This is a genomic window from Marinomonas sp. 5E14-1, from assembly GCF_039939215.1.
In the GTDB taxonomy this organism is placed as follows: domain Bacteria; phylum Pseudomonadota; class Gammaproteobacteria; order Pseudomonadales; family Marinomonadaceae; genus Marinomonas.
In genome coordinates, this window is the sequence record NZ_JBDXMW010000016.1 from 1 (window position 1) to 26112 (window position 26112).

25 protein-coding genes are annotated in these 26112 nt (G+C 42.5%); 22 read left to right on the forward strand and 3 right to left on the reverse strand.

Annotated features, from left to right (window positions below):
* Window positions 1-260: 260 nt before the first annotated feature.
* The 6 genes from queA to ABFY09_RS13220 all read left to right on the forward strand — a co-directional run bounded on the left by queA (window position 261) and on the right by ABFY09_RS13220 (window position 6831).
* Window positions 261-1322 (forward strand): tRNA preQ1(34) S-adenosylmethionine ribosyltransferase-isomerase QueA, encoded by a 1062-nt coding sequence (gene queA / locus ABFY09_RS13195; RefSeq protein WP_347984776.1) that lies wholly within the window; start codon window positions 261-263, stop codon window positions 1320-1322.
* Between the two features lie 32 nt (window positions 1323-1354).
* Entirely contained in the window at window positions 1355-2473 is a 1119-nt protein-coding gene (gene tgt, locus ABFY09_RS13200; RefSeq protein ID WP_347984827.1) for a tRNA guanosine(34) transglycosylase Tgt, read from the forward strand.
* A 76-nt stretch (window positions 2474-2549) separates the two neighbouring features.
* Entirely contained in the window at window positions 2550-2876 is a 327-nt protein-coding gene (gene yajC, locus ABFY09_RS13205; RefSeq protein ID WP_012070335.1) for a preprotein translocase subunit YajC, read from the forward strand.
* 90 nt (window positions 2877-2966) lie between these two features.
* The gene (gene secD, locus ABFY09_RS13210) at window positions 2967-4820 is read left to right on the forward strand and encodes a protein translocase subunit SecD (RefSeq protein ID WP_347984777.1); all 1854 of its coding nucleotides are present in this window, start codon (window positions 2967-2969) and stop codon (window positions 4818-4820) included.
* Between the two features lie 9 nt (window positions 4821-4829).
* Window positions 4830-5744: a protein translocase subunit SecF gene (gene secF, locus ABFY09_RS13215; RefSeq protein ID WP_347984778.1), complete on the forward strand. Its 915-nt coding sequence runs from the start codon at window positions 4830-4832 to the stop codon at window positions 5742-5744.
* A gap of 100 nt (window positions 5745-5844) precedes the next feature.
* Window positions 5845-6831, forward strand: coding sequence for a serine hydrolase (locus ABFY09_RS13220; protein ID WP_347984779.1), 987 nt, complete (start codon window positions 5845-5847; stop codon window positions 6829-6831).
* A 71-nt stretch (window positions 6832-6902) separates the two neighbouring features.
* On the opposite strand, the gene asd is transcribed toward ABFY09_RS13220, so the two are convergent.
* Both asd and ABFY09_RS13230 read right to left on the reverse strand, forming a co-directional pair.
* Window positions 6903-7787, reverse strand: coding sequence for an archaetidylserine decarboxylase (gene asd / locus ABFY09_RS13225; protein WP_347984780.1), 885 nt, complete (start codon window positions 7785-7787; stop codon window positions 6903-6905).
* A 24-nt stretch (window positions 7788-7811) separates the two neighbouring features.
* On the reverse strand, window positions 7812-9293 hold the full coding sequence (locus tag ABFY09_RS13230) for an HDOD domain-containing protein (protein WP_347984781.1): 1482 nt from the start codon (window positions 9291-9293) through the stop codon (window positions 7812-7814).
* A gap of 120 nt (window positions 9294-9413) precedes the next feature.
* On the opposite strand from ABFY09_RS13230, the gene motA reads away from it, so the two are divergent.
* The gene (gene motA, locus ABFY09_RS13235; protein WP_347984782.1) at window positions 9414-10268 is read left to right on the forward strand and encodes a flagellar motor stator protein MotA; all 855 of its coding nucleotides are present in this window, start codon (window positions 9414-9416) and stop codon (window positions 10266-10268) included.
* Window positions 10269-10301: 33 nt separating this feature from the next.
* Complete coding sequence (locus ABFY09_RS13240; protein ID WP_347984783.1) at window positions 10302-11210, forward strand: flagellar motor protein MotB; 909 nt, start codon at window positions 10302-10304, stop codon at window positions 11208-11210.
* Here ABFY09_RS13240 and rsgA read toward each other — a convergent pair.
* The gene (rsgA, locus tag ABFY09_RS13245) at window positions 11207-12241 is read right to left on the reverse strand and encodes a small ribosomal subunit biogenesis GTPase RsgA (RefSeq protein WP_347984784.1); all 1035 of its coding nucleotides are present in this window, start codon (window positions 12239-12241) and stop codon (window positions 11207-11209) included. The genes ABFY09_RS13240 and rsgA overlap by 4 nt on opposite strands.
* 74 nt (window positions 12242-12315) lie before the next feature.
* On the opposite strand from rsgA, the gene orn reads away from it, so the two are divergent.
* The 14 genes from orn (at window position 12316) to ABFY09_RS13315 (ending at window position 26109) form a co-directional block, all read left to right on the forward strand.
* A complete protein-coding gene (orn, locus tag ABFY09_RS13250) occupies window positions 12316-12870 on the forward strand; it encodes an oligoribonuclease (protein ID WP_347984785.1) in 555 nt (184 codons plus the stop codon).
* A gap of 235 nt (window positions 12871-13105) precedes the next feature.
* Entirely contained in the window at window positions 13106-13573 is a 468-nt protein-coding gene (locus ABFY09_RS13255) for a hypothetical protein (protein ID WP_347984786.1), read from the forward strand.
* 161 nt (window positions 13574-13734) lie between these two features.
* Window positions 13735-14187, forward strand: coding sequence for a tRNA (adenosine(37)-N6)-threonylcarbamoyltransferase complex ATPase subunit type 1 TsaE (gene tsaE / locus ABFY09_RS13260; RefSeq protein WP_347984787.1), 453 nt, complete (start codon window positions 13735-13737; stop codon window positions 14185-14187).
* A gap of 104 nt (window positions 14188-14291) precedes the next feature.
* Window positions 14292-15620 (forward strand): N-acetylmuramoyl-L-alanine amidase, encoded by a 1329-nt coding sequence (locus ABFY09_RS13265; protein ID WP_347984788.1) that lies wholly within the window; start codon window positions 14292-14294, stop codon window positions 15618-15620.
* 54 nt (window positions 15621-15674) lie between these two features.
* Entirely contained in the window at window positions 15675-17600 is a 1926-nt protein-coding gene (mutL, locus tag ABFY09_RS13270; protein WP_347984789.1) for a DNA mismatch repair endonuclease MutL, read from the forward strand.
* Between the two features lies 1 nt (window position 17601).
* Entirely contained in the window at window positions 17602-18534 is a 933-nt protein-coding gene (gene miaA, locus ABFY09_RS13275) for a tRNA (adenosine(37)-N6)-dimethylallyltransferase MiaA (protein WP_347984790.1), read from the forward strand.
* 89 nt (window positions 18535-18623) lie between these two features.
* Window positions 18624-18869 carry an RNA chaperone Hfq gene (gene hfq, locus ABFY09_RS13280; RefSeq protein ID WP_347984791.1) on the forward strand — a complete coding sequence of 82 codons (246 nt, stop codon included), beginning with the start codon at window positions 18624-18626 and terminating at the stop codon, window positions 18867-18869.
* 35 nt (window positions 18870-18904) lie between these two features.
* The gene (gene hflX / locus ABFY09_RS13285) at window positions 18905-20194 is read left to right on the forward strand and encodes a ribosome rescue GTPase HflX (RefSeq protein WP_347984792.1); all 1290 of its coding nucleotides are present in this window, start codon (window positions 18905-18907) and stop codon (window positions 20192-20194) included.
* Window positions 20195-20233: 39 nt separating this feature from the next.
* Window positions 20234-21481, forward strand: coding sequence for an FtsH protease activity modulator HflK (hflK, locus tag ABFY09_RS13290; RefSeq protein WP_347984793.1), 1248 nt, complete (start codon window positions 20234-20236; stop codon window positions 21479-21481).
* Entirely contained in the window at window positions 21481-22362 is an 882-nt protein-coding gene (hflC, locus tag ABFY09_RS13295; RefSeq protein ID WP_347984794.1) for a protease modulator HflC, read from the forward strand. Before hflK ends, hflC begins: the two co-directional genes overlap by 1 nt.
* Before the next feature lie 115 nt (window positions 22363-22477).
* Entirely contained in the window at window positions 22478-22675 is a 198-nt protein-coding gene (locus ABFY09_RS13300; RefSeq protein ID WP_347984795.1) for a DUF2065 domain-containing protein, read from the forward strand.
* A 12-nt stretch (window positions 22676-22687) separates the two neighbouring features.
* Window positions 22688-23863: an ATP phosphoribosyltransferase regulatory subunit gene (locus ABFY09_RS13305; protein ID WP_347984796.1), complete on the forward strand. Its 1176-nt coding sequence runs from the start codon at window positions 22688-22690 to the stop codon at window positions 23861-23863.
* 38 nt (window positions 23864-23901) lie between these two features.
* Window positions 23902-25200, forward strand: coding sequence for an adenylosuccinate synthase (locus ABFY09_RS13310; protein ID WP_347984828.1), 1299 nt, complete (start codon window positions 23902-23904; stop codon window positions 25198-25200).
* 210 nt (window positions 25201-25410) lie between these two features.
* Window positions 25411-26109: a response regulator transcription factor gene (locus ABFY09_RS13315; RefSeq protein ID WP_347984829.1), complete on the forward strand. Its 699-nt coding sequence runs from the start codon at window positions 25411-25413 to the stop codon at window positions 26107-26109.
* Window positions 26110-26112: the final 3 nt, after the last annotated feature.

Genomic DNA, 26112 nt, shown 5'->3' on the forward strand with positions numbered 1-26112 from the left:
CAGTAGGCGGACTCGAACCGCCACGCCTTTCGGCAACGGATTTTGAATCCGTCGTGTCTACCAATTCCACCACACTGGCCTTGAAAAAGGTGATGCGTATTCTATGCGAATTTTAATCAGAGTCAACGCTTTGATACATTATTTTTTATCTTTTTCATGTCGGTATGATGGGAGGTGCCTTTTTACTTGGATTTTCGCTAACTTTTTATGGAAAATTTCGTTAAAATGCGGCGTCGATTTTTCTAGGTAGTTTTCTTTTCATGCTCGTTTCCGATTATCACTTTGATTTGCCCGATTCTTTGATCGCCAATTATCCCACACCAGATAGAACGTCTAGTCGCTTGTTGCACCTTGATGGCCCGAGTGGCGGCGTTGTGCATCGTCAGTTTCCGGATGTGTTAGAGCTTGTTCAGACAGGCGATCTGATGGTGTTTAACAACACTCGTGTTATTCCTGCTCGTGTATTTGGCCAGAAAGAATCTGGCGGCAAAGTGGAGGTTTTGGTCGAGCGTGTTGTCGGTACGAATGAAGCCTTGGCTCATGTTCGTGCCAGCAAATCGCCAAAGGAAAACAGCAAGGTCTTTTTAGGACAAGATAAAGGTGAACAAATCGAGGCGACAATGATTGGTCGTTCTGGTGCCTTGTTCCATCTTGTTTTTGAAGAACCAGTGTTGGATGTATTATCTCGCGTTGGACACATGCCTTTGCCGCCTTATATTGAGCGCCCTGATGAAGAAAGTGATCAGGAGCGTTATCAAACTGTTTATAACGAAAAACCGGGTGCTGTAGCGGCGCCAACCGCTGGTTTGCATTTTGATGATGCCTTGTTGTCTAAACTAAAAGCCAAAGGCGTGGACGTGGCGTTTGTCACCTTGCATGTTGGTGCCGGAACCTTTCAGCCAATGAAGGTAGGTAATGTGGAAGATCATATTATGCACGCTGAGTATGTTGAAGTTGATCAAGAGGTTGTTGATCAAGTGAAAACGACGAAAGCCAATGGAGGGCGAGTAATTGCAGTTGGAACGACTAGTGTGCGTAGTCTTGAGTCGGCCAGTCAAGGTGGCGAAATTACGCCTATGCAGGATGATACGAGTATTTTTATTTATCCTGGTTACGAATTTAAAACGGTAGATGCTTTAATTACCAATTTCCATCTACCGGAATCAACGCTCATTATGCTGATTAGCGCCTTTGCTGGGTACGATCATGTGATGTCTGCTTATCAAGAAGCTGTTGAGCAGAAATACCGATTTTTTAGTTATGGCGATGCCATGTTTATTACACGAAATGCGCAGGCGAAAGGCCCGCAGATTGAGGAATAAGACGAATGTCTGATAAGCGTCCAGAATGTTTTATGGATTTTGAACTTCACACTACCTCAGGAAAAGCGCGCCGTGCGACCTTAACTTTTCCTCGCGGTAAAGTTGAAACGCCAGCCTTTATGCCAGTAGGAACCTACGGCACAGTAAAGGGTATGTTAACCAAAGACATCGAGGAAATCGGTGCGGATATTATTTTGGGTAACACATTTCATTTGTGGCTTCGCCCTGGTACCGAAGTGATTAAAGCTCATGGCGATCTTCATGACTTTACCCAATGGAAAAAACCTATTTTGACCGACTCCGGTGGCTTCCAGGTTTTCTCTTTGGGAGAAATGCGAAAGATTACCGAAGAGGGCGTGAGTTTCCGTTCTCCTATTAATGGTTCAAAAGTTTTCTTAAGTCCTGAAATCTCTATGCAAGTACAGCGCGATTTAGGCTCTGATATTGTGATGATTTTCGATGAATGTACGCCATACCCTGCGACGCCAGAAGTGGCGGCGAAATCTATGCGCATGAGTTTGCGTTGGGCTAAACGCTCAAAAGATGAACACGGCGACAGTCCTTCCGCTTTGTTCGGAATTATTCAAGGCAGCATGTATGAAAACTTACGTGATGAATCTTTAGAAGGTCTGGTCGACATCGGCTTTGATGGTTACGCAATTGGTGGTCTTTCTGTTGGTGAGCCAAAAGAAGAGATGATGAAGGTGTTGGATCATACAACACCAAAAATGCCAGAAGACAAACCTCGTTACTTGATGGGGGTTGGTAAGCCTGAAGATTTAGTCGAAGGTGTGCGTCGTGGTGTTGATATGTTCGACTGCGTTATGCCAACACGAAATGCCCGTAACGGTCATTTATTTACTTCTGAAGGTGTTGTGCGTATTCGTAATGCTCAATATCGTCATGATACTGGGCCTTTAGATAAAGAATGTGATTGCTATACTTGTAAAAACTTTTCTCGGTCTTATTTACATCATTTAGATAAGTGTCAAGAAATGGTTGGTGCACAATTAAATACCATTCATAACTTACGATATTATCAAACACTCATGGCAGGATTGCGTCTAGCGCTCGATGAAGGTAGATTTGACGCCTTTGTTGATGAGTTTTATGCAAAGCGTGGCTTAGAAACGCCTGCCTTGAGTGAATAATAAACAAAAAATGTGGTTTTCCTCTATTTGATAAGAAAAACACGAAAGTTTCATAAACCATTGGAGAGTTAATCCCATGATCGCATTGATCTCACCAGCGTATGCTGAAGGTGGCGCACCTGCTGATGCAGGTATTTTTAACCTTGTATTGCTTGCAGGTTTCGTTGTTATTTTTTACTTCCTTATGTGGCGCCCACAAGCAAAACGTGCTAAGGAGCATAAAAACTTGATTGCTTCTTTAGCGAAAGGTACTGAAGTAGTAACAGGCGGTGGCGTGTTAGGTAAAGTATCTAAAGTAGATGATAACTACGTTGTACTAGAAGTTTCTGAAGGTATTGAAATGAAATTTCAAAAATCTTCTGTTGCAGCTGTACTACCAAAAGGAACGTTAAAGTCAATTTAACCTTCTTGGAGAAGCGCCTCTGTTTTTAAAACAGCTGGCGCTTTTCTTCTTTAATCGATTCATTTATTTTTCAGGTTTAAAGGATTTTACATGCTTAACAAGTACCCCTTGTGGAAGTATTTGCTAATTCTTCTTGTTTTGGCTTTGGGGCTACTTTATGCTTTCCCAAATCTTTATCCAGATGATCCAGCGCTACAACTGTCTGCTCAAAAAACAACTTCTGTCGTTGATGAACAAACGCTAGGGAAGGCTAAAAACGCCCTTGCAAAAGCGAATATAGAATTAAAAGAAGCAGAGCTTACCTCTGCTGGCGGTACCTTGCGCTTTAATAGTGGTGAGGACCAACTTGCAGCAAAACCTGTTGTATCTGCTGCACTGGGTGAAGACTTTGTAACGGCGTTGAATTTGGTGCCAACAACACCGGATTGGCTAGCCTCTTTAGGTGCTGGTCCAGCTAAGTTAGGCCTTGATTTGCGTGGTGGTGTTCACTTTTTGTTAGAAGTTGACACGCCAGCGGCACTTAAGCAGCGATTGGAAGTAACGTCAAGTGAGATGAAGGCTGCATTGCGTTCTGATCGTATTCGTTACCGTAGCGTAACGGTTGACAACGGTGTGCTTTCGATTCGTTTCTTGCAAGAGTCAGATTTGTCCTTGGCGGAAAACCTGTTGGAAGACGATTTCTCTGAATATCGTTATGATACTCGTCAAGAAGGTAATGACTTCTATTTAGATGTTGCTTTCACAGAAGCTGAAACCAAAGAAATTGAGGTTTATGCATTACAGCAAAACCTAACAACCTTGCGTAACCGCGTAAATGAGCTTGGTGTTGCTGAGCCATTGGTTCAACGCCAAGGTAGTAACCGTATTGTGGTTGAGTTGCCGGGCGTTCAAGATACCGCGGCAGCGAAACGTATTATCGGTGCGACGGCTAACCTTGAGTTCCGTTTAGAAGCAGGATTGGATGACAGCGGCGCAGATATTGAAACACTGACTTTTCGTGATGGCAGCGGACGTACGGCGCGTTTAGAGCGTGACCTTATTACGACAGGTGAAAGTGTTTCTGACGCGAGTTCTTCTTTTGATGAAAACGGTCAGCCTCAAGTAAACATTAGCCTTGATTCCAAAGGCGGCAAGCAAATGACAAAAGTTACGCGCTCCGCTGTTGGTCGTAATATGGCGGTTGTTTTCATAGAACATAAAGCACGTACACGTGTTGTAGAGAAAGAAGATGGCACTTTTGAAGAAGTGCGCCGTAGTTACAGTGAGAAAGGTATTATCTCATTGGCAACGATTCAAACAACGTTAGGTAACTCCTTCCGGATTACAGGGCTAGACAGTCCTCGAGAATCCTCTGAGCTTGCACTCTTGCTTCGTGCTGGAGCCTTGGCTGCGCCTATGTACTTTGTTGAAGAGCGTACGATTGGACCAAGCTTAGGTGCTGAAAACATCAAGTTAGGCGTCACTTCTGCACAAATTGGCCTATTGGTAGTTATGCTCTTCATGCTGGTGTACTACAAGGTATTCGGCATTTTTGCGAATATTTCATTGGCTTTAAATATCATTTTACTTATGGCGTGTATGTCTTTGCTTTCTGCGACGCTTACTTTGCCAGGTATTGCCGGTATTGTACTAACCATGGGTATGGCGGTGGATGCAAACGTGTTGATTTTCTCAAGAATAAAAGAGGAATTGGCAAATGGCACGCCGAGCCAGCAAGCAATACATTCTGGTTTTAATCGTGCATTTACGACCATTTTTGATGCCAATATCACAACCTTGCTGGTTGCTGTTATTTTGTTTGCCGTTGGGACTGGTCCTGTCAAAGGTTTTGCGGTGACTTTATCATTCGGTATTCTTACTTCCATGTTTACGGCTATTGTAGTGACGCGCGCGCAAGTGAATCTTGTGTATGGCGGCCGTAAAAACAAGAAACTGTATATTTAGGAGAGCGCCATGAAAGTGACAAATATTCCATTTATGGCAATGCGTAAAGTCGTAGCGGCTTTTTCATTGGTGCTGATTTTGGTATCTATCGGAGCATTGGCTACGAAAGGCTTGCAGTTCGGCTTAGATTTTACCGGCGGAACGCTGATTGAAGTTGCTTACGAAGAAGCGCCTAAATTGGACGATATTCGTGAATTACTTGGCCAGAATGGCTATGATGATGTCGTTGTTCAGAGCTTTGGTTCACCGACCGACATTGTTGTGCGATTGGCTAATGCTTATACGCCAACATTGGGTGATGAGGTTTTATCGACACTTCAGGATCATGGGGAGGCAAGTGTGTCTCTTCAGCGTTCAGAGTTTGTTGGTGCTCAAGTGGGTGAGGAGTTGCGTGAACAAGGCGGCTTGGGCATGTTGCTCGCGCTGCTTATTGTGATGGGTTATGTGGCAGTTCGTTTCCAATTTAAGTTCTCGGTTGCTTCTGTCATTGCTTTGACGCATGACGTTATCATTACGTTAGGTTTCTTCTCTTTATTTGAAGTGGAATTTGACCTAACTGTATTGGCAGCCTTGCTTGCTGTTGTGGGTTATTCTTTGAATGACACCATTGTTGTGTGTGACCGTATTCGTGAGAACTTCCGTATCATGCGAGATATGACGCCTTATGATTTGGTGAATGAGTCCATTAATCAAACATTAGGTCGTACTGTAATCACTTCTTTGACAACTTTGTTTGTCTTGGTGGTGTTATTTGTCGCAGGTGGTGAAGCGATTCATAATTTCTCAATGGCATTGTTGGTGGGTGTCATTATCGGTACTTACTCTTCTATTTTTGTGGCGGCTAATTTGTTGCTTGCAATGGATGTAAAGAGAGAAGATTTGGTGCCAGTACCAAAAGAAGAGCTGGAAGACGAGCTTCCTTAGCATTATCTTCTTACGCTTTTGCCAAAAGAGCCTGCTTAATGCAGGCTTTTTTATATCATTATATTTGTGTATTGATGGATGAGATTTAAAGGGTGTTTCTATGCGTTTTGTGTTGCTTTCATTATCATTGGTTTTCAGTCTGCAGGTTTTTGCTTTAGATCTCAACGAGATGAATAAAACCGCTGAAAGCTTTTCGAATATCAAAACTGTTCACATCGCGTACAAAGGGAAGCTTGTATGGGCAAAAGCTTACAATGGTGTTGATATAAAAGCGGTAGCAAATATTAAATCGGCTTCAAAGTCTGTGATGTCTGCCATTGTTGGTATGGCGATTGAGCGAGGTGTGGTTGATGGAGTTGATCAGACTGTTGTCTCCTTATTGAAAGATCAGTTACCAGAAAATTCCGATCCTCGTTTAGAGGAGATTACCCTTGGTCATTTGCTTTCCATGCAGGCGGGTTTGGAACGTGCTTCTGGGCGCAATTACGGCCGTTGGGTTGTCAGTGATAATTGGGTGAAAACCGCATTGTCGTGGCCGTTTGTCGAAGAAGTAGGTGGTGATATGCAATATTCAACGGCGAATACGCATTTGCTGTCTGCCATTGTTATGCAGGAGAGCGGTCAGCATACTTATCGCCTTGCTAATCAATGGTTGAAAGGTTCTGGGGTGAGAATCCAGAGTTGGGAAACGGATCCGCAAGGAATCCCAATGGGGGGGAATCAAGTCGGTATGACTCCGTCTTCTTTGCTGGCTTTTGGAGAGTTGTATCGACGTGGTGGTTTGACTCAATCTGGCAAGCGTTTGATATCAGAGCAGTGGATTGAGGAGAGTTGGACGCCAAGAACTCACTCTCGTTTTCATCGAGGGAAATATGGCTATGGGTGGTTTATACAAACCTTTGCGGGTGAGCAGGGCTATTATGGTTGGGGGTACGGTGGGCAAATGATTTATGTTTTCCCTGATTTAGAACTGACTGTCGCTATCACTTCTGATGAGAATTTACCCTCCGGGCGAACTGGTTATCGAGACTTGTTACATAGCATGGTTAGTACGGATATTATTCCAGCTGTAAGAGATAGCCAGTGATCAGTTTTTTAGAAAAAAACGAATTAAAAAAGTCTGCCTAAGCAGACTTTTTTAATTGAGTAAAGAAGTGGTTATTCTGCTGCTTCTTTGTCTTGGGTTTTGTTCAATGTTTCACCGAATTTCATGCCCATTTGAGTTGGTGTTTCAGCTGCTAGAGACTCGTCCCATTCTACGGCGTCTTTCCCGAATAACACAATCGCTGTTGAGCCCAGTTTGAACCGACCCATTTCTTCGCCTTTCTGTAGTTCAACATTATTGAGCGCTTCGTAGTCCCACGTTACAACGTTTTTATTGAATGGTGTGACTTGTCCTGCCCAAACGGTTTCGATGCTGGCTACAATCATAGCACCTACCAAAATGACAGCCATTGGGCCCGCTTCTGTCTCGAACAAGCAAACTGTACGTTCATTTCGAGCGAACACGTTTGGTATTTGTTCTGCTGTGACTTTATTTACAGAGAATAATTTGCCTGGCACGTGAATCATCTTGGTTAGCTTGCCGGTTAGTGGCATGTGAACACGATGATAATCTTTTGGTGATAGGTAAACCGTTGCAAAGGTGCCACCAAGGAACTGATCAGATAATGAAGCGTCACCACCAAGCAATGTCGTTAGGCTGTAGTGATGGCCTTTAGCTTGGAATATTGTGCCGTGTTCGATGTTGCCCAGTTGGCTGATGGCGCCGTCTGCTGGGCAGGCGATGCTATTGCCTTCGTCACAAATTGGGCGTAACTCTGGGCGAATAGCACGAGTGAAAAAGTCATTGAAGTTGCGATAAGACAGGGCATCGCTATTGATGGCTTCTGACATATCGACTTGGTATTTTTTTACAAATTGACTAATGAATGTGTTTTTTACCCAATTGCTTTCGCACTCAGCTATTTTTCCTATAACACGAGATAAAGTTTTTTGAGGGGTAATGTGTTGTGCAAAGGCAAACAGTTGGTCTTTAGTCACTTTGTTTTTCCTGATTTATTTTCATTAGTGTATTTTGTGGCTTGTTAAAGACACAATTTGTTTAAATTTTTTAAAGTCGCTCTCATCAAACTCGGAACTTGCTTCAAGCCAGAATATCATCATCTCATTTTCTGTTGATAAGGTTGAGGCTAAAAATAAGTGACTATTCTTTTCTATGATTTGTCCTGCTTGATGAGGGAATTCACTTAACAGACTTTTTAATTTTACTCCAAATAAGTGAACAGCAGATTTTTTATTTTTGAGTTTATCGAATACGCTGGACGATGCGTTCCATTGTATGGATTTAATAGAGTCTACGCTATAACCAGATTGATAAAGTGGAGAGACTTTACCAAAGGAGTATTTAAAGATAATACAAGATTGAGTGTTAGGGATTTCGTGCTTAATGGCTTTTAAAGCTAACTTTGCTTTTTGCTTTATCGCAAAGTGAATTTGTTGATTGAGAGCCTGTTTGAGTTGTATGAGGTGAGTCGAAGGCGGCACAACTTTTGTAGGCGATTTTTGTTTGTGCGTAAACAAGTCTGGATCAACAAGTTGCAGAGCAAGTGGTATTTTGCCTTTTAAATTATAGTATCTAGCCGCTTCTGTGCTCGATCTATGGGCAGTTTGAATAACATCACCTAGATGCTTGTGCATTGAAGTGGCAACCACTCGATAGAAAAATGAGAGATTTTTTGACTCCCAGCCTAAAAGGTTTGCATCATGGGCAACCTTTGTCGCGCAGTAAGAATAAATAAGAGGGTTGTTCGCCAAAATAGTCAGCTTCTTGTCATCAATAAAACCGGGAAGCTCATCTGGGTGATGGGCTAGGTGAGCAAGCGTCTGCATCTCTTTCTTGTTGGGGATGTGCTTGCTTAGAAAGGACTCAATGATCTTGCTGGGAGTTTTCCAATAAGTGCATAAGTGCACTGTGATTTCATCAATTCGACACCCCAGAATGCTTTTTTCCACTTTACTTGCTTGTTCGCCTTGTCTGATTTTTTTTGTGATAGTTTCCATCACTGGATAAGCGTAAAACCATAACAGCCACCTTGCTGCATCTCGGAACAGGGTTGTCCAAAAAATATCGTCTTCGTGACCAGAGATTTTCTGAATTGTCCAAAATCTTGCCATTGATGCCGCTTCGTAACTTGTTTGTACTTCCGATAAGAAAGCGATGAGATTAGGTGGAGAGCGCTTTGTTATTTCGTAGGCTTCGAAGCGAGGAAACAGTTTAGTGATACGATTTGTACCCACTAAAGCGGCTGCGTGAAAAGGGGTGTTAATTTCACTGTTTTTGTTGGATAGAGTTCGGTTTGCCTCGTTCAAAATAGCGAATGCAAGTAACGGCTCTGATGTTATGTTTGCTTGCATCCCATCAAGCGTGTCTTCAGTTCTTTTTAGTTGAGTTTTGAGTCTCGATAAATTTACAGATTGAACTGGAAATTTTTTTTCTTTAAGAAAATGAAGCCATTCATTTAGGCCAAAAGGTGACTTGTCTTTCATAGCTAGTTACATTAGTGACCTGATTGTTTATGTATGTTGAGGCGTTCTAATATTTTGATCTCATTCATCATACTGTATATTGAAGTGAGAGCATACTTTGTCATTATTAAGGAACGGAATATGTTTGCAATAGCAGGCGTTCTAATTGTCATCATCAGTGTTGTTTCTGGTTACCTGGCATCTCATGGCAGCATTTTAGCTTTATGGCAGCCATTTGAAGTGATTATTATTTGTGGTGCTGCGCTAGGTGCCTTTATGGTGGCCAATCCATTTATAGTCCAAAAGAAAGTTCTTACTATGTTACCGCAAGTGTTTTCTGGTAGCCGACATAATAAAAGATTTTATTTACAGCTGTTAGGTGTCATGTACAGCCTCTTTCAGAAAAGCCGACAAGATGGTTTTTTATCTATTGAGGAGGATATCGAATCGCCTTTTACAAGCGAACTTTTTAAACGTTTTCCTGATGTTATTCGAGACCATGAATTAGTTGAGTTTTTAACAGACAACTACCGCATATTTACATTAACAGGTCTTCCCTCTCATGAGATAGAAGCCATTATGGATAATGAAATAGAGCAAATACAAGAAGAACTTGTTGCTCCGAGTCATGCGTTAACCCGTGTCGCAGAAGGTTTGCCAGGTTTTGGTATAGTAGCTGCGGTATTGGGTATTGTTATTACGATGGGCTCAATTGGTGGGCCTTTGGAAGAAATTGGGGCTCATGTGGCGGCAGCATTGGTTGGAACATTTTTGGGTATCTTTTTTGGTTATGGTTTTGTGGGGCCTGCTGCTTCCCATTTGGAGAGTTTGGGTACGCATGAGCTGAAAGCTTATTTATGTGTTAAAGCTTGTTTGAATTCGATTGTTTCAGGTTATCCGCCTCCAGTAGCGGTAGAGACCGGGCGTAAATTACTTCCGCCAGATATGCGTCCAGGCTTTGCCGAATTGTCTATTGAACTAAAGCAGTATCGTTAAGATGAATTTTTGTCGAATTAACGGAGATATGATGTGGCCGTAGGTTCTCAAGGTTTGGTCATTCGTCGAGTTAAAAAGATCAAAAAGGGCGGTCATCATGGTGGTGCTTGGAAGATAGCTTTAGCTGATTTTGCTTTGGCTATGATGGCCTTATTCTTGGTGTTGTGGTTGCTGAGTGTTTCCAGCCCTGAAGAACTGGCCAGCATCGAAGGTTATTTTCAAGATCCCTTGGGTGCTTCTACGGCGGGGTATAGTGCTAACCCAATTGATCTTGGTGGGAGTCCCGCTAAGAGTAAAGACAAAAAGCTTGATACCCAATTGCCTGAGCCTGGCAGCACGGATGTGCCGCTTAATGACAATGCACTTGGGAATGGTGCTGAGGCAGATGAGGCTAACAGTATTAACGACTTGCTCAAAGAGGAATTGGAGAAAAGTAATATTGTTTTGTCACAAGAGAATAATTTGCGCATTGAGATTACGCCGCTTGGTGTGCGTATCACGTTATTGGATAGTCCAGATAAGCCTATGTTTGAGCGTGGTAGCGCGCGTATGATGCCGGACATTGAAAACACCTTGCTGAGTATGTCGCCTTTGTTTAATAAAGTGCAAAATCCCGTCGTTATTACAGGGCATACGGATTCGTCTCAGTTTAATGGCTCTCAAAGTTTAGATAATTGGGATCTTTCTGCATTAAGAGCCAATGCAGCTCGCCGGATATTAGAAGAGGGTGGTGTTGAGGATCGGAGAATAGCTCAAGTCATCGGTTTAGCAGACAGCGTGCCGTACAATCGTTTTGATACAGACAGTGCAGAAAACCGACGGATTAGCATTACACTATTAACAGATGATGCTTATAAGAAAATGCTAGACCAGAATCGTCGAAATTTTGGCAGTCCTAGTAGTCAATCTGAGTTAGATTTAGCCCCAGAAAGCGTTTTTTAAAAGGCGTGATTTTCTCTGATGGATTGTTTGATGCGTAAAAAGCTTTGAAAGCGGTGTTCTGTAATATCACCTTTTTCTAAAGCGTCTAAAATAGCGCAACCAGGCTCTTTTTCATGGGCGCAATCTCTGAAACGGCAATAGCCGATGTGTGGGCGAAACTCAATAAAGCCGTTTAATAGTTCATCCTCAGAAATATGCCACAAGCCAAACTCGCGTATTCCTGGTGAGTCGATTAAGTCACCGCCTTTTGGCATATGGAAAAGACGAGCGGTGGTTGTCGTATGAACACCTTTCTTTCTTTTCTGTGATAACTCACCAACGCTGATGTCTATGTTTGGAAGAAGTGTGCCGATTAGCGAGGATTTGCCCACACCAGATTGACCAACAAAGACGCTTGTTTTGTCTTCTAAGAAATTATAAAGAGACTCCATGCCTTTTTGGTCTTTGGTAGAGGTACGAATGATTTTATAGTCTAGCGCCTCGTAGGTGCTCAATAGTTGGTTTAGTTCATCCCTGTTTTTGTCGTCTATTAAATCGCATTTGTTTAATAGAATAACAGGGGGAATGCCAACGGTTTCAGCTGCGACCAAGTAGCGGTCGATAAGGTTGGCATGTGCAACAGGTTCAGCTGCGATAACCACGACAATATGGTCTATGTTTGCTGCAACAGGCTTGAGGCGGCCATGCATATCTGGACGGCTTAATGATGTGTGTCGTGGTGTCGTAGCTACAACGACACCGCCTTCATTTTGTTTTGGGCGCCAGACAACTTTATCGCCTGTGACGAGTTGTCCTAAATTCGCGCGTAAATTGCAGCGTGTAGAAACGCCAATAAAGGGGGCTTGCGTACCTTCAACTTCCACCTGAGTGCCAAAATGAGAAATGATAATGCCTGATGTTTCAGGTCCAAGATCGGATGATTGTAGTAGCTCTTCGGCAATATCACTGCGTTTTTTGGTGCGCTCAACGCGTTCTTTTTGAATTCTTTCGATTCGCCAAGTTTGTTGTTTGGTAAGTTTTCGCTTCGACATTCGTTTCGTCTGGTCCTATATTAAGGCACATAGAGTATAATGCTTGGCATTGATAATAAAGGATTTGGAAGATTATGAGCGTAAATGAAGAAAACTTAGTGTGGATTGATCTAGAAATGACGGGGTTGAATCCTGAAACAGACACTATTATCGAGATTGCGACGGTTGTTACAGATAAGCATTTGAACGTCTTGGCGAAAGGTCCTAGTTTGGCAATCCATCAGGATAAAGCGGTTATGGATGCAATGGATGAATGGTGTACCCAGCATCATGGAAATTCTGGGTTAACTGCGCGAGTATTGTCTTCGACTATTGGTATGGAGCAGGCGGAAAAAGAAACGATTGAATTTCTGGCGCAATATGTACCAGCAGGCGCGTCGCCTATTTGTGGTAATAGCGTTGGTCAAGATCGCCGCTTTTTATATCGCTACATGCCAGAATTAGAGCGCTTTTTTCATTACCGCTACCTTGATGTAAGCACGGTGAAAGAATTGGCTAAACGCTGGAAGCCTGAAGCGCTAGAAGGTTTTTCTAAATCTGGTTCTCATTTGGCAATGGACGATATTTTGGAGTCCATTGGTGAGCTTAAGCATTATCGTAAAACCATGTTTGGTTTGGATGCTGTTTAGTTTTAGAAAAGTGCAGAAGTGCTATCCCAAATAATTTTTACTCCCGTTAAACACAGAAATAAAGTAGGTAAACTTAAAAAAGCGTTCGGTTGGTATTTTATAGTGCAGCCAAGCACCCAGCTGAGCGCCTAAATCAGCAATAGGTGCAAAACTTAATGGCAGCAGAATGTTTGTGATATTGAGCTGGGCAAATAATCAGTAAGGAATGAGTTTGACATCATTGATGGTAGCAAAGATGACTGTAGTGGTTGCCATATATTGTGTTTTGTCTAATTGTGTTCAGAGTAAATATACGCTTATTGGTGGGCCACCGGCGTGGGTAATGAAGCTTGTAAAGCCACTTAAAGCACACCAGAATTTCCCAGCAAGTGCATTCAAGGGTTTTGATTTTGAGCTTTTGTTCTTTCTTGGCCAAGAGTTGATTGTGAAGTCGATGGCAATGACGCCAACAATGGCAGTGGGAATGCATTTTATGAGTTGTTCTGTACTCCATTTCTTCCAAAACTTTTGTACAGCGAAAATGTCCATGACACAGAGAATTGGCAGCATAATGGCGGCAGTGAGTGTGGGTGATGTTTGTAATTATATGAGTGGAGTGGCGATAACACCAAAGGCGCTAGAAAAACTACCTTTTGATATGCCTGTTATTAACACGGCCAATGCAATGAGCAATATGAACAACCAATTCATGAATAACCTTTAGTTTGTCGTTTTGTCGTTTTGTCGTTTTGTCGTTTTGTCGGCTTTGTAAAAGGCGAGTCTAGTCTGATTTTGATTCATGGGTGCTGGTTTAAAAAGGCTTATGTAATAGAATTGTTTCATTGTTGTAATACTCCACAGTAATGGAGAGAGGATGAAGACTTAATGCGAATAGAGAAAGAGGTTTATGGTGAAGATGCCATGGTTCAGCTTGGAGAATCCTTTGCTTCTTCATTGAAGAAAGGTGGTGTTGTTTTCCTTGAAGGTGATTTAGGGATGGGGAAAACAACATTCGTTCGAGGTGTTTTGCGTGGCCTTGGCTATGATGGTCCTGTAAAAAGTCCAACTTATACGATCGTTGAGCCTTATGATGTGATGAATATAGAAGCTTTTCATTTTGATTTGTACCGAGTGTCGGATCCTGAAGAATTAGAGTATATGGGGATTCGTGACTACTTTTCAGGTTTCTGTTTATGTTTAATTGAATGGGCTGAAATGGGGGTGGGGGTGCTTCCAGAAGCTGACTTTATTGTTTCTATTGATCGTATTAAAGAAGGGCGACATGTTTTGGTGGAAGCAAAAACAGCAAAAGCGTCAGCCGCTTTAGTATCTTTATGAGGTGACTGGGCTTCTTGATGTATCAATGTCTTTACTATAAGCAGGATTGAGATCAACTTGATCAGCAGTTATAGTGTTACAGATATTCTAGCTAGCTGTCTGATATGCATACTAAATTTCGTACTTGTCTTAATGTTTTTATTTATCTGATTCTGTTTTTTGTAGCTCTGAATGCAATCGCTGCAGAAGTTAGAGATATTCGTGTCGCTCAGCAAGAAGGGGTGACGCGTTTGGTATTTGAATTGTCAGGCGCTTCTGATCATCGTCTTTTCCCTCTTTCTAATCCAGATCGAATCGTATTGGATATAACAAATGCCAAACTCAGCCCTTCTGCATCTAACGTATTGTCTGGTCTTTCTTCCGATGTCTTGACTCGCGTGCGTTATGCTCGCCGTGAAAGTGGTGGGCGATTTGTGTTTGATTTGACTCAGTCTGCAAAAGCGAAAAGTACCGTATTGGCGGCGAATGATACGTATGGCCCTAGAATTCTGATCGAGCTTGAATACGGTCAGCGTAAGCCTGTTACTGTTGTTAAAAGTTTGACGAATTTGGCTAAAGAAAAGCGTGATATTGTCATTGCTATCGACCCTGGACATGGTGGTAAAGACCCAGGAGCTTTGGGGCAATACAAAGTACGTGAGAAAGATATTGTTTTGTCTATCGCGAAGGAGCTCTCGAATCGAATAAATGCTGTTGATGGTTTCAAAGCGGTATTGACTCGTTCTACGGATATTTATTTGCCATTACGTGATCGTTCTCGAGTGGCGCGAGAAGCCAATGCAGATTTAATGGTATCTATTCATGCTGATGCCTTTACGAAATCCAGTGCGAGAGGCGCTTCGGTGTGGGCTTTGTCGTTAAGCGGTAAGAGCTCGGAAATGGGACGTTGGTTAGCTCAGCAAGAAAGCTCAGTAGATTTAGTTGGTGGCATTTCTTTGGATGACAAAGATCAGTTATTAGCTGAAGTTTTGCTCGATATGTCGATGAACTCGACGATTCAAATGAGCCTTAATATAGGTGAAAGTGTTTTAAGTGAAATGAAAGGTGTTGCTGTTTTACACAAAAACAGTGTTCAACAAGCCGGTTTCGTTGTTTTGAAGTCGCCTGATATCCCATCTATATTGATTGAAACGGGGTTTGTTTCGAATAAAACAGAAGCAAAGAACTTATCTAGTCGTACTTATCGAGTTAAGCTGGCGGCGTCTATTGCGACAGGAGTTGTGGGCTATTTTACCAAAAATGCACCAGACGGTACCTTACTCGCATGGAAACAAACAAAGCGATCTGATTATGTCTATGCTGTTCAAAAAGGCGATACATTGTCTGAGATCGCGCGTCGTAATAATGTTTCTTTGGGCGTTTTGCGACAAACAAATAAGCTGAAAAATGATGTGATCTGGATTGGTCAGAAACTCGTCATTCCTGCCGGCTAAACCTAATATGACTTTTGATTTTTAATCGAAAGTTTTTCAATTTAAAGGTCGTTCATGAAGAGAATTAATCTTTTATCACCGCGTTTAGCGAACCAAATTGCAGCGGGTGAAGTTGTTGAGCGTCCAGCATCTGTTGTAAAAGAATTGCTTGAAAATAGTCTGGATGCAGGGGCTTCACAGCTTGATATTGATGTGGAGCAAGGTGGGATTCGCCGTATTAAAATTCGTGATAATGGTGCCGGTATTGTTAAAGATGATTTGTCTTTGGCTTTGAGCCGCCATGCAACCAGTAAGATAATTACGCTTGATGATTTAGAGGCTGTTTGTACACTAGGCTTTCGTGGTGAAGCTCTGGCGAGTATTAGCTCTGTCTCTCGAATGCATTTAACGTCTCAAGCGGAAGGTGAAATGGAAGCTTGGCGTGTTGAGGCAGAAGGGAAAGATATGGCTGCGGCGGTTCGCCCAGCTTCCCACCCTAAAGGTACAACCATTGATGTGCGTGATTTGTTTTTTAATACGCCTGCTCGCCGCAAGTTTTTGCGAACAGAAAAAACTGAATTTAGCCATCTAGAAGAAGTAGTGAAACGCCTTGCCTTGAGCCGCTATGAGACAGGTTTTCGATTAAGTCATAATGGTAAGCAGGTTTATGATTTGCGCCCTGTGACAGATCAGCTTCATGCGGAACATCGGCTGGCGACCTTGTTAGGTAAGAAGTTCATAGAGAACTCATTGACCCTTGATGTCGAGGCGGCAGGTTTGCGTTTATGGGGGTGGATTGGTTTGCCGACGTTTTCACGCTCTCAGGCAGACTTGCAATACTTCTTTGTAAATGGACGAGTGGTGAAAGATAAGCTGGTGGCACATGCTGTACGCCAAGCTTATCGAGATGTCTTATATAATGGCCGTCATCCTACCTTTGTTTTGTATCTTGAATTAGACCCTTCTACAGTAGATGTGAATGTGCATCCAACGAAACATGAAGTACGCTTTCGTGATGGCCGTTTAGTGCATGACTTTTTATTTAGTCGTATACACAAAGCCATTGCAGATGTTCGCCCAGAATCGGATGCCGCGCCAACCGGTATTCAGGAAACAGCAAGTTCTGAGCCTGAAATCACTGAGCAATCAGCTTTGCCTTTATCTAATCGCTCTGCAACAGCTGGAATGGATTGGATGAGACCTGCGTCTAATGCTTTTGGTTCATCTGAAGTGCGTGGGCAGTTGGAAGGAATGGGGCGACTTTCTGGTTATGCTCAAGAATATGCTTCTCAAACAGAGCAGATTGATCCTGAAACAGGTGAAATTAAAGAAGTGGCTCCGTCTGGCTCCTTGGGAATGGGGATGGCAAGCAACACTGATTTAAGCGCTTTCGAGCATAAAGGGGATTATCAAGCGGTTCCGCCTTTGGGTTTTGCTGTTGCTCAGTTGCATGGGGTTTATATATTGTCTGAGAGTGAGCAGGGCTTGATTTTAGTTGATATGCATGCGGCCCATGAGCGAATTGTGTATGAGCGAATGAAAAATGCGTTTTACCAAAAAAATATAGCCTCTCAGCCTTTATTGGTACCTATTAGTATTTCGGTTTCTCAAAGTGAAGCGGATCTTGTAGAAGAGAATGGGCAGGTTTTTGAATCTTTTGGTTTTAGAGTAGAAAGAACGGGATTAGAAAGCGTCATGGTTCGAGAAGTTCCGGTAATCTTGATTCGAGGCGATGTTGAAGGTTTGATTCGTGATGTGATCAGTGATTTGTCCGCTAATGGTGTGTCTGATCTTATGGAGTCACGAGCCAACGAGCTGATGGCCTCTATGGCTTGTCATGGTGCTGTTAGGGCAAACCGTAAGTTAACCATTACCGAAATGAACAGCTTGCTCCGTGATATGGAAGTGACAGAGCGAAGCGGGCAATGTAATCATGGTCGGCCGACTTGGGCGCATTTGAGTATGTCGGACTTGGATAAACTCTTTCTGAGAGGGCGATAAAATGGCTAAACCGAATGTGGTTTGTTTGATGGGGCCGACGGCTTCAGGAAAAACTGGGCTGGCTGTCGAGCTGGCTCAGCATCACAACTATGAAATTATCAGTGTTGATTCGGCGTTGGTTTACAAGGGAATGGACATAGGTACGGCTAAACCTGATGCTGGCTTATTGGCAAGAGCTCCACATCGCTTGATCGATATTATTGATCCGCTAGAGTCTTATTCAGCGGCCGATTTTGTCTCTGATACTGTTAAAGAAGTTGCTGACATTGTTTCAAAAGGGAAAACGCCTCTGCTTGTCGGCGGTACCATGATGTATTTCAATGCTTTGCAAAAGGGCTTGGCGGAAATGCCAACGGCTGATGCTCAAGTGCGAGCTGAAATCGAAGAAGAGGCGGCTGAAAAGGGTTGGCCTGCGCTACATGAATATTTGCAAACAATTGACCCTGAAGCAGCTCTTAGGATTCACCCTAATGATCCTCAGAGGTTGCAAAGAGCGATAGAAGTGTATCGTTTGACAGGTAAGACTATGACGCAGTTTTGGGCTGAGCAAGAAGCCGCTTCTATGCCCTTTGAAATGATTAATATGGCGGTTATGCCTAAAGAGAGAAGCATTCTTCATCAGCGGATTGAGCAAAGGTTTGATGAAATGATGGCGCAAGGCTTTTTGGCGGAAGTGGAAGGTTTTTATTGTCGTGGTGACTTGTCGATCGATATGCCTTCTATGCGATGTGTTGGCTATCGACAATTGTGGCAGCACTTGGACGGTATGGATTCTCTAGATGATGCTATCTTTAAGGGCGTTGTTGCTTCTCGTCAATTGGCGAAGAGACAGCTAACTTGGCTGCGAGGTTGGGAGGATTTGATGATTTTCGATAGTTTATCGAAAGATCTTGTTTCCGAGGCCTTGAATTATATAGAAAGCAGGATTATATAGGGGAAATACTTAAAAATTTGGTGTAGTATCTACAATATTGTTTTATCGGTATTTAATTTAAAATTTTACGCATACTTAAGGAGATTCCAATGTCAAAAGGGCAATCATTACAAGACCCTTATCTAAATGTTCTACGCAAAGAAAGAGTGCCTGTTTCTATCTTTCTTGTTAATGGAATTAAACTTCAAGGTCAAATTGAGTCATTCGATCAATTCGTTATTTTGTTAAAGAATACAGTTAGTCAAATGGTTTATAAGCATGCAATTTCTACTGTTGTGCCTTCTCGTACTATCCGTGTTCCATCTCCTGATCAACCAGAAGATGATATTGAATAGTTTGTCTGCATTAAGACAAACAGAGGAATATTATATTGTTTTTTGAACGCCCTGATAGCGGTGATCTAGCTGTATTGGTTCATATAGATTTTCATGTTCAAGGTGAAACATATGGGCCGGAAGAGTTTGTTGAACTTGCTATTTCCGCCGGCGCGGATCCTGTTGCAGTTGTTTCGGGGTCTCGTCAGCGACCTGATGCTAGATACTTTGTTGGTACTGGTAAACTCTCAGAAATTAAAGAAATTGTTGATCGAGAAGAAGCAGAAATTGTGCTTTTTGATCATGCTTTATCGCCTTCTCAAGAACGAAATCTAGAAAGTATTTTAAAGTGTCGTGTGCTTGATCGCACAGGGCTTATTTTGGATATCTTCGCTCAACGTGCACGAACTCATGAGGGTAAGTTGCAGGTGGAGCTTGCTCAGTTGCAGCATATGTCAACACGTCTAATTCGTGGTTGGACTCACTTAGAGCGCCAGAAAGGTGGTATAGGTATGCGTGGGCCGGGTGAAACTCAGCTTGAAACAGACCGACGCTTGTTGCGAGAGAGAATTAAGTCTATTCAAAAACGATTGGATAAAGTTGGCTCTCAACGAGACCAAAATCGTCGCTCACGTTCTCGTTCTGCAATACCAACGGTTTCATTGGTTGGTTATACGAATGCAGGCAAATCTACCTTATTTAATCATGTTACTGGAGCGGAAGTGTATGCGGCTGATCAGCTGTTTGCGACTTTGGATCCGACGTTAAGGCGTTTAGATATTGAGCAAGTTGGAACTATTATTTTAGCGGATACAGTTGGATTTATTCGTCAATTACCTCACCGTTTAATCAAAGCCTTTCAGGCAACACTAAAAGAGTCATCAGAGGCTGATTTATTATTGCATGTGGTTGATGCTGCGGACATTGCTCGTGATGAAAATATGACTCATGTTGACTCTGTTCTGGAAGAAATTGGTGCCAATGAAGTTCCAACATTAAAAGTTTTTAATAAAATTGATGCACTTCCTACCGGTGAGCCTCGTATAGATAGAGACGCCGATGGGAACCCCTATCGAGTTTGGTTGTCTGCTCGTGATGGGCGAGGGCTTGATTTATTGCAGCAAGCGATCGCAGAGCTTTTGGCGGAGGACGTTTTTAGTGAGACGCTCTCTTTGTCAAACAAGTATGGTCGTCTCAGAGCAATGCTTTTTGAGCATGGCGCTGTAAAGGCGGAGCGTTTCGATGAAGAAGGGCATTCTATACTTGAAGTTAAGTTGCCTAAGAAAGATTATTTACAGATTTTAGCTCGTGCAGGCATGTCTGAAGATCAGATATTTGCCGCATAGTTTTACCGGATTATCATTAAAATAAAGTGGAGATGCAGTATGGCCTGGAATGAACCGGGTAATAACGACAATGACCCATGGAATCCAGATAAAAACCGTAATAATGGTGCTGGGCGCCCTGACGAAAGTCGTGATAAAGATACCAACAATAGCAATGATCCTTGGGGTCGTCCGTCTGGCGGGAAAGAGCAAGGTCCACCAGATCTTGATGAAGCCTTTCGGAAGTTGATGGATATGTTTGGGGTGAAGAAAACTCGGAAGTCGGTTGGCTCCAACGGTGGTGGTTCAGGCATGTCTGGCAAATTTGGTGGTAGTTTGATTGCTATTGCTTTGATTGCTGTTGGTGCGCTATGGGCTGCAACAGGTATCTATCAGGTTGATCAACAGGAACGTGGTGTTGTCTTTCGTTTAGGTGAATATCACTCTACTGTTTTGCCAGGGCTTCATTGGAATCCGCCGCTAATTGACAGTGTGAGTAAAGTGAATGTGACGAAAGTTCGTTCACATGATCACAAAGCATTAATGCTGACGGTCGATGATGCGATTGTCGAAGTAGGTGTCTCTGTACAGTATTCCGTTCAAGAACCTAAAGACTTTTTGGTGAATGTTCGTAATCCAGAAGAGTCTTTGGCTCAGATTACAGAAAGTGCACTCCGTCATGTTGTTGGTAGCTCTGAAATGGATCAAATTTTAACGGAAGGTCGTGAGTTGTTGGCAACAGAAGTTAAAGCTCGTATTCAAGATTACAGTAGCGCTTACGGTGCAGGTTTGTTGATTTCAAAAGTTAACGTTGAAAACACTCAAGCACCCACACAAGTGCAAGAAGCTTTTGATGACGTAATCAAAGCAAAAGAGGACGAGTTACGTGTACGTAACGAAGCTGAATCTTATGCTAACGGTATTATTCCTGAAGCTCGTGGTCGTGCTCAACGTATTCGAGAGGAAGCTGAAGCTTACCGCTCTGAAATTGTGGCTCGTGCAAGTGGTCAGGCAGATCGCTTTGATCGTTTGTACCGTGAATATACAAAAGCACCTGATGTAACTCGTCGTCGTTTGTATATCGAAACAATGGAATCCGTTTACAAAGATGTGAATAAGGTTGTTGTTGACACCGAAGGTGGGAATAACATGATGTATCTTCCTTTGGATCAGTTAATGAAACAGCGTGCAGCATCTTCTGATTCTGGTGTGATTGGTTCCACAAATATCGGGTCGTTAACGGATCAAGTTATTGACGAAATTCGTAAACGTCAAAGTTCCACTGTTCGTAGAGAGGGCCGAAACTAATGAAAAGCTTTTCTTTTTCAGTTTTATTTGTTGTTCTTCTCGGTGTTTTGTTTGCTTCACAGACGTTATTTGTTGTGAAAGAAACAGAACGAGCAGTAGTCCTTAAGTTTGGTGAAATTGTTCAGGAAGATGTTCAGCCTGGCCTTCACTTTAAATTGCCTGTTATGAACGAAGTTAAGAAGTTTGATGCTCGAATTTTAACAATGGATTCTCGACCTCAGCGTTATTTAACGCTAGAGAAAAAGGCGGTAATTGTTGATTCTTACGTGAAATGGAAAATTGATTCGGTTGCTAAGTTCTATCAGGCAACATCTGGTGATGAAATCGTTGCTAACCGTGTATTGTCTTCTCGAGTAGATACAGGACTTAGGAATAAGTTTGGTGAAAGAACTATGCACGAAGTTGTGTCTGGCGAACGTGACCAGTTAATGACTGAATTGCGTGACGATCTAAATATTGTTGCTCAGAATGAGTTGGGTATTTCGATTGTTGATATACGTGTGAAACGAATTGATCTTCCGCCAGATGTAAGTGAATCCGTTTATCAACGAATGAGAACAGAGCGTGAACGTGAAGCTCGTGAACATAGATCGAAAGGCTTGGAGCTTGCAGAAGGTATTCGTGCCGATGCAGATCGTCAGCAAGTTGTACTTGAAGCGGAAGCTCAGCGTGACGCGGAAATGATTCGTGGTGACGGTGATGCGAAAGCTGCAGCGATTTACTCTAATGTTTATACACAGGATCCTGAGTTCTACGAGTTTTACCGTAGCCTTCAGGCATACCGTGAGAGCTTTAATGGTAATAGTGACTTGTTTGTCCTAGAGCCAGACAGTGAATTTTTCAAATATTTGAATAGCTCTACAAATGGCACTGCTAAATAGAGTGGATATTCATTAATAATCGTACATGAGGCCTATTTGTTAAAATAGGAAACATGGTACTATTACGCAAACCGGGCATGGCCCGGTTTTTTAATGGTCAAAATAAAGAGAATCTATGCAAGAATTGCTGCAGTCGCTGTTGGTTGGCGTCAGCCTTTTATTGATCGTCGAGGGCTTTTTGCCTTTTCTCGCTCCAAATTTATGGCGAGAAATAATGAAGAAAGCAATCGTGAGCTCAGACTTTAATTTACGTATTCTGGGTATGGTTAGTATGATTCTTGGGTTAATGCTTCTTTTGCTGACACGACGCTAAGAGGATAATTTAATGACATTAGCAGATCGCTGGTTGCTTCCTGAGGGAGTCGATGAAGCGTTGCCAGTACAGGCGGCTAAAATTGAACACCTTAGAAGAACTCTGCTTAATCTCCATGAAAGTTGGGGATACCATCTAGTAATACCTCCTCTTTTAGAGTACCTGGATTCACTTCTCACAGGCGCAGGCTCAGACCTAGAAATTGAAACCTTTAAAGTGATTGACCAATTATCTGGTCGTCTTTTAGGTATTCGTGCCGACTTTACTTCTCAGGTAGCTCGTATTGATGCTCATTGCCTAAAAGGCGAAGGTGTTAAACGATTAAGTTATTGCGGCAGTGTATTAAGAACGGTACCCGCAGGTTTAGATGGTACTCGTAGCCCTATTCAATTAGGTGCAGAAATTTATGGTCATGGTGGTGTTGAAAGTGATATCGAAGTTTTGTCTTTGATGTTGCAAACACTTTCCACTGCCGGGCTTCCTAATCTTGTCCTTGATTTGGGACATGTAGATGTTGTTAGTGGTGTGCTTGCTGCTTGTCATCTTGATAAAACAAATGAAGGTAAGTTGATTGAGTTGTATAAAACCAAAGACTTACCTGAACTTGATCGATTCGTTGAAGGATTGTCTTTACCTGATCAACAAAAGCAATGGTTGGTTGGTTTGCCTCGATTATGTGGTGGTAAAGAAGTATTGGAGCGAGCAACGACATTATTGAATGGTGTAAGTGACACAATTGATGGTGCAATTACATTGTTGGAAACTTTGAGTCACGTCGTTTGTCAGCGTTTTCCAGAAGTCGGTTTGCATTTCGATCTAAGTGATTTGGTTTCTTATAGCTATCATACAGGTGTTGTTTTTGCTGCTTATGTTCCCGGTCATGGTAATGCTATAGCTCGAGGTGGGCGATACAATAATATCGGTCAGGTTTTTGGTCGCTCTCGTCCTGCTACGGGCTTTAGTACTGATGTGAAGGCTTTAGTGGCTTTAACAGATGTTGTGGTAGATAAGCCAAAAATGGTTTTGTCGCCTGTTTGTACAAGTGACGCACTTTGGCAGAGAATTAACACTTTGCGCGCGGAAGGCTATCGTGTCGTTGAGGTTTTAGACGACCTTTATTCAAGTGAAGCGGAGTTTAAGCTGGATTTTGTTGACGGTGTTTGGCAGTTAGTGTCAATTAAAAACTAGAACTTTCTTTAAGAACTATCTAAATGAGACCTGAAATTATGGGTAAAAATGTTGTTATTCTAGGCACTCAATGGGGTGATGAAGGTAAAGGTAAAGTTGTTGATTTGTTGACTGAAGACGTTGCTGCGGTGGTGCGTTTTCAGGGTGGACACAACGCTGGTCATACCTTGGTTATCGATGGTAAGAAAACAGTTTTGCATTTAATACCATCAGGTATTTTACGTGAAGGTGTTCAATGTATTATTGGTAATGGTGTTGTGCTGTCGCCTGAAGCGTTGCAGAAAGAGGTGCTTGAGCTTCTTGAACAAGGTGTTCCCGCTGTAGATCGTTTGAAAATCAGTGCGGCTTGCCCTTTGATTCTTCCTTACCACATTGCTATTGATCAGGCTCGTGAGCTTGCTAAAGGCGAAAAGAAAATCGGTACAACTGGCCGTGGTATCGGGCCGGCTTATGAAGATAAAGTGGCGCGACGTGCTATTCGTGTTGGTGATTTGCTGGATTCTGAGCGCTTTGCAAGCAAGCTTAAAGAAGTGCTTGAATACTACAATTTTGTATTGACTCAATACCACAAAGTTGAGCCAATTTCTTATGATGAGGTCTATGCTGCTGGTCTAGAGATGGCAGAGTTCTTGCGCCCAATGGTTGCAGATACAATTACTCTACTGCATGACTTGCGCAAGTCAGGCGCGAACATTATGTTTGAAGGTGCTCAAGGTTCATTGTTGGATGTTGATCACGGTACTTATCCATACGTTACATCATCTAACACTACTGCTGGCGGCGCGCCCGCTGGTACTGGTTTTGGTCCTTTGTATTTGGATTATGTCTTGGGTATTACGAAAGCCTACACAACCCGTGTTGGTTCTGGTCCTTTCCCGACCGAATTATTCGATGAAGATGGTGAGCGCTTAGGTACTCGCGGCCATGAATTTGGTGCGACAACGGGGCGTTCTCGTCGCTGTGGTTGGTTTGATGCTGTTGCTTTACGTCATGCGGTTCAAATTAACTCAGTATCTGGTATGTGTTTGACTAAGCTTGACGTGCTAGATGGTTCTTCAGTAATCAAAGTTTGTGTGTCTTATACAGATGCAGAAGGTAAGCCGGTTGCTGGTTCACTTGTTGATAGTGAAGGTTACGAGCAAGCGAAGCCTGTTTATGTTGAGCTACCTGGTTGGACTGAATCCACAGTTGGTGCGGCAAACTTTGAAGCATTACCTAAAAATGCTCAAGACTATATTTCTTTCCTAGAAGAGCAAGTTGGTGTCCCTGTAGATATTATTTCTACTGGTCCAGATCGAAATGAGACGATTGTTATCCGCGATCCTTTTAACCAATAATTGATTAAAAGTCGTTCGTAATAATTAGAAAAGCCGCTTTATTGCGGCTTTTTTGTGTTTTGAGGTCTGTTAAGTTCATCATATTAGTATTCTTTGTAAATAGAGTGAAAAGAGGGGGACGAGTTTATTAGCTGCTAAGGTAATATTTACAATTAAGTTTACGGCGATCTAACTGCCTGCTAATAATTGGAAAAATAAGAGGGAAGAGTGATGGTAAGGTTATTGCTTGCTGATGATGATGCTCGTTTATCAGATTTAATTAAAGAATACTTTGATGGTGAAGGTTATGAGGTGGCCCACGCTTGGAATGGTCGTGAGGCACTAGAGTTAATGTCAGTAGACATGCCAGATATTATTATTCTAGATGTAATGATGCCTGAGCTAGATGGCTTTGAAACATTAAAGCAAATTCGAAATAAGAGTGCTGTCCCCGTGATTATGCTAACAGCAAAAGGTGATGATATTGACCGCATTCTTGGGCTGGAAATGGGGGCAGATGATTATTTGTCTAAACCATTTAATCCAAGAGAATTGCTAGCGCGTATTAAAGCAATCTTGCGTCGTGCAAGCCAAGAGCGTGAAGATGACCCAACAGCCGATATCGATTTGTCTGGTGTTTTGTTGCGCCGCAAAGATCGTACGGTTTATTTGGAAGGTGAATTGGTTGAGCTGACAACATCTGAGTACACATTATTAGAGTGTATGTTGATGGCACCTGGTCAAGTATTAACAAAACAAGAGCTTTCAGAGAAAGCACTTGGTCGCAAACTAACTATGTATGATCGTAGTTTGGATATGCATATAAGTAATTTGCGTAAGAAGATTGGTAACTTAGAAACGGGCGACCCTAGAATTAAGACAGTTCGTGGTGTTGGCTATATTTTTGTGTCAAATGAGCAGAGCGCTTAAGCT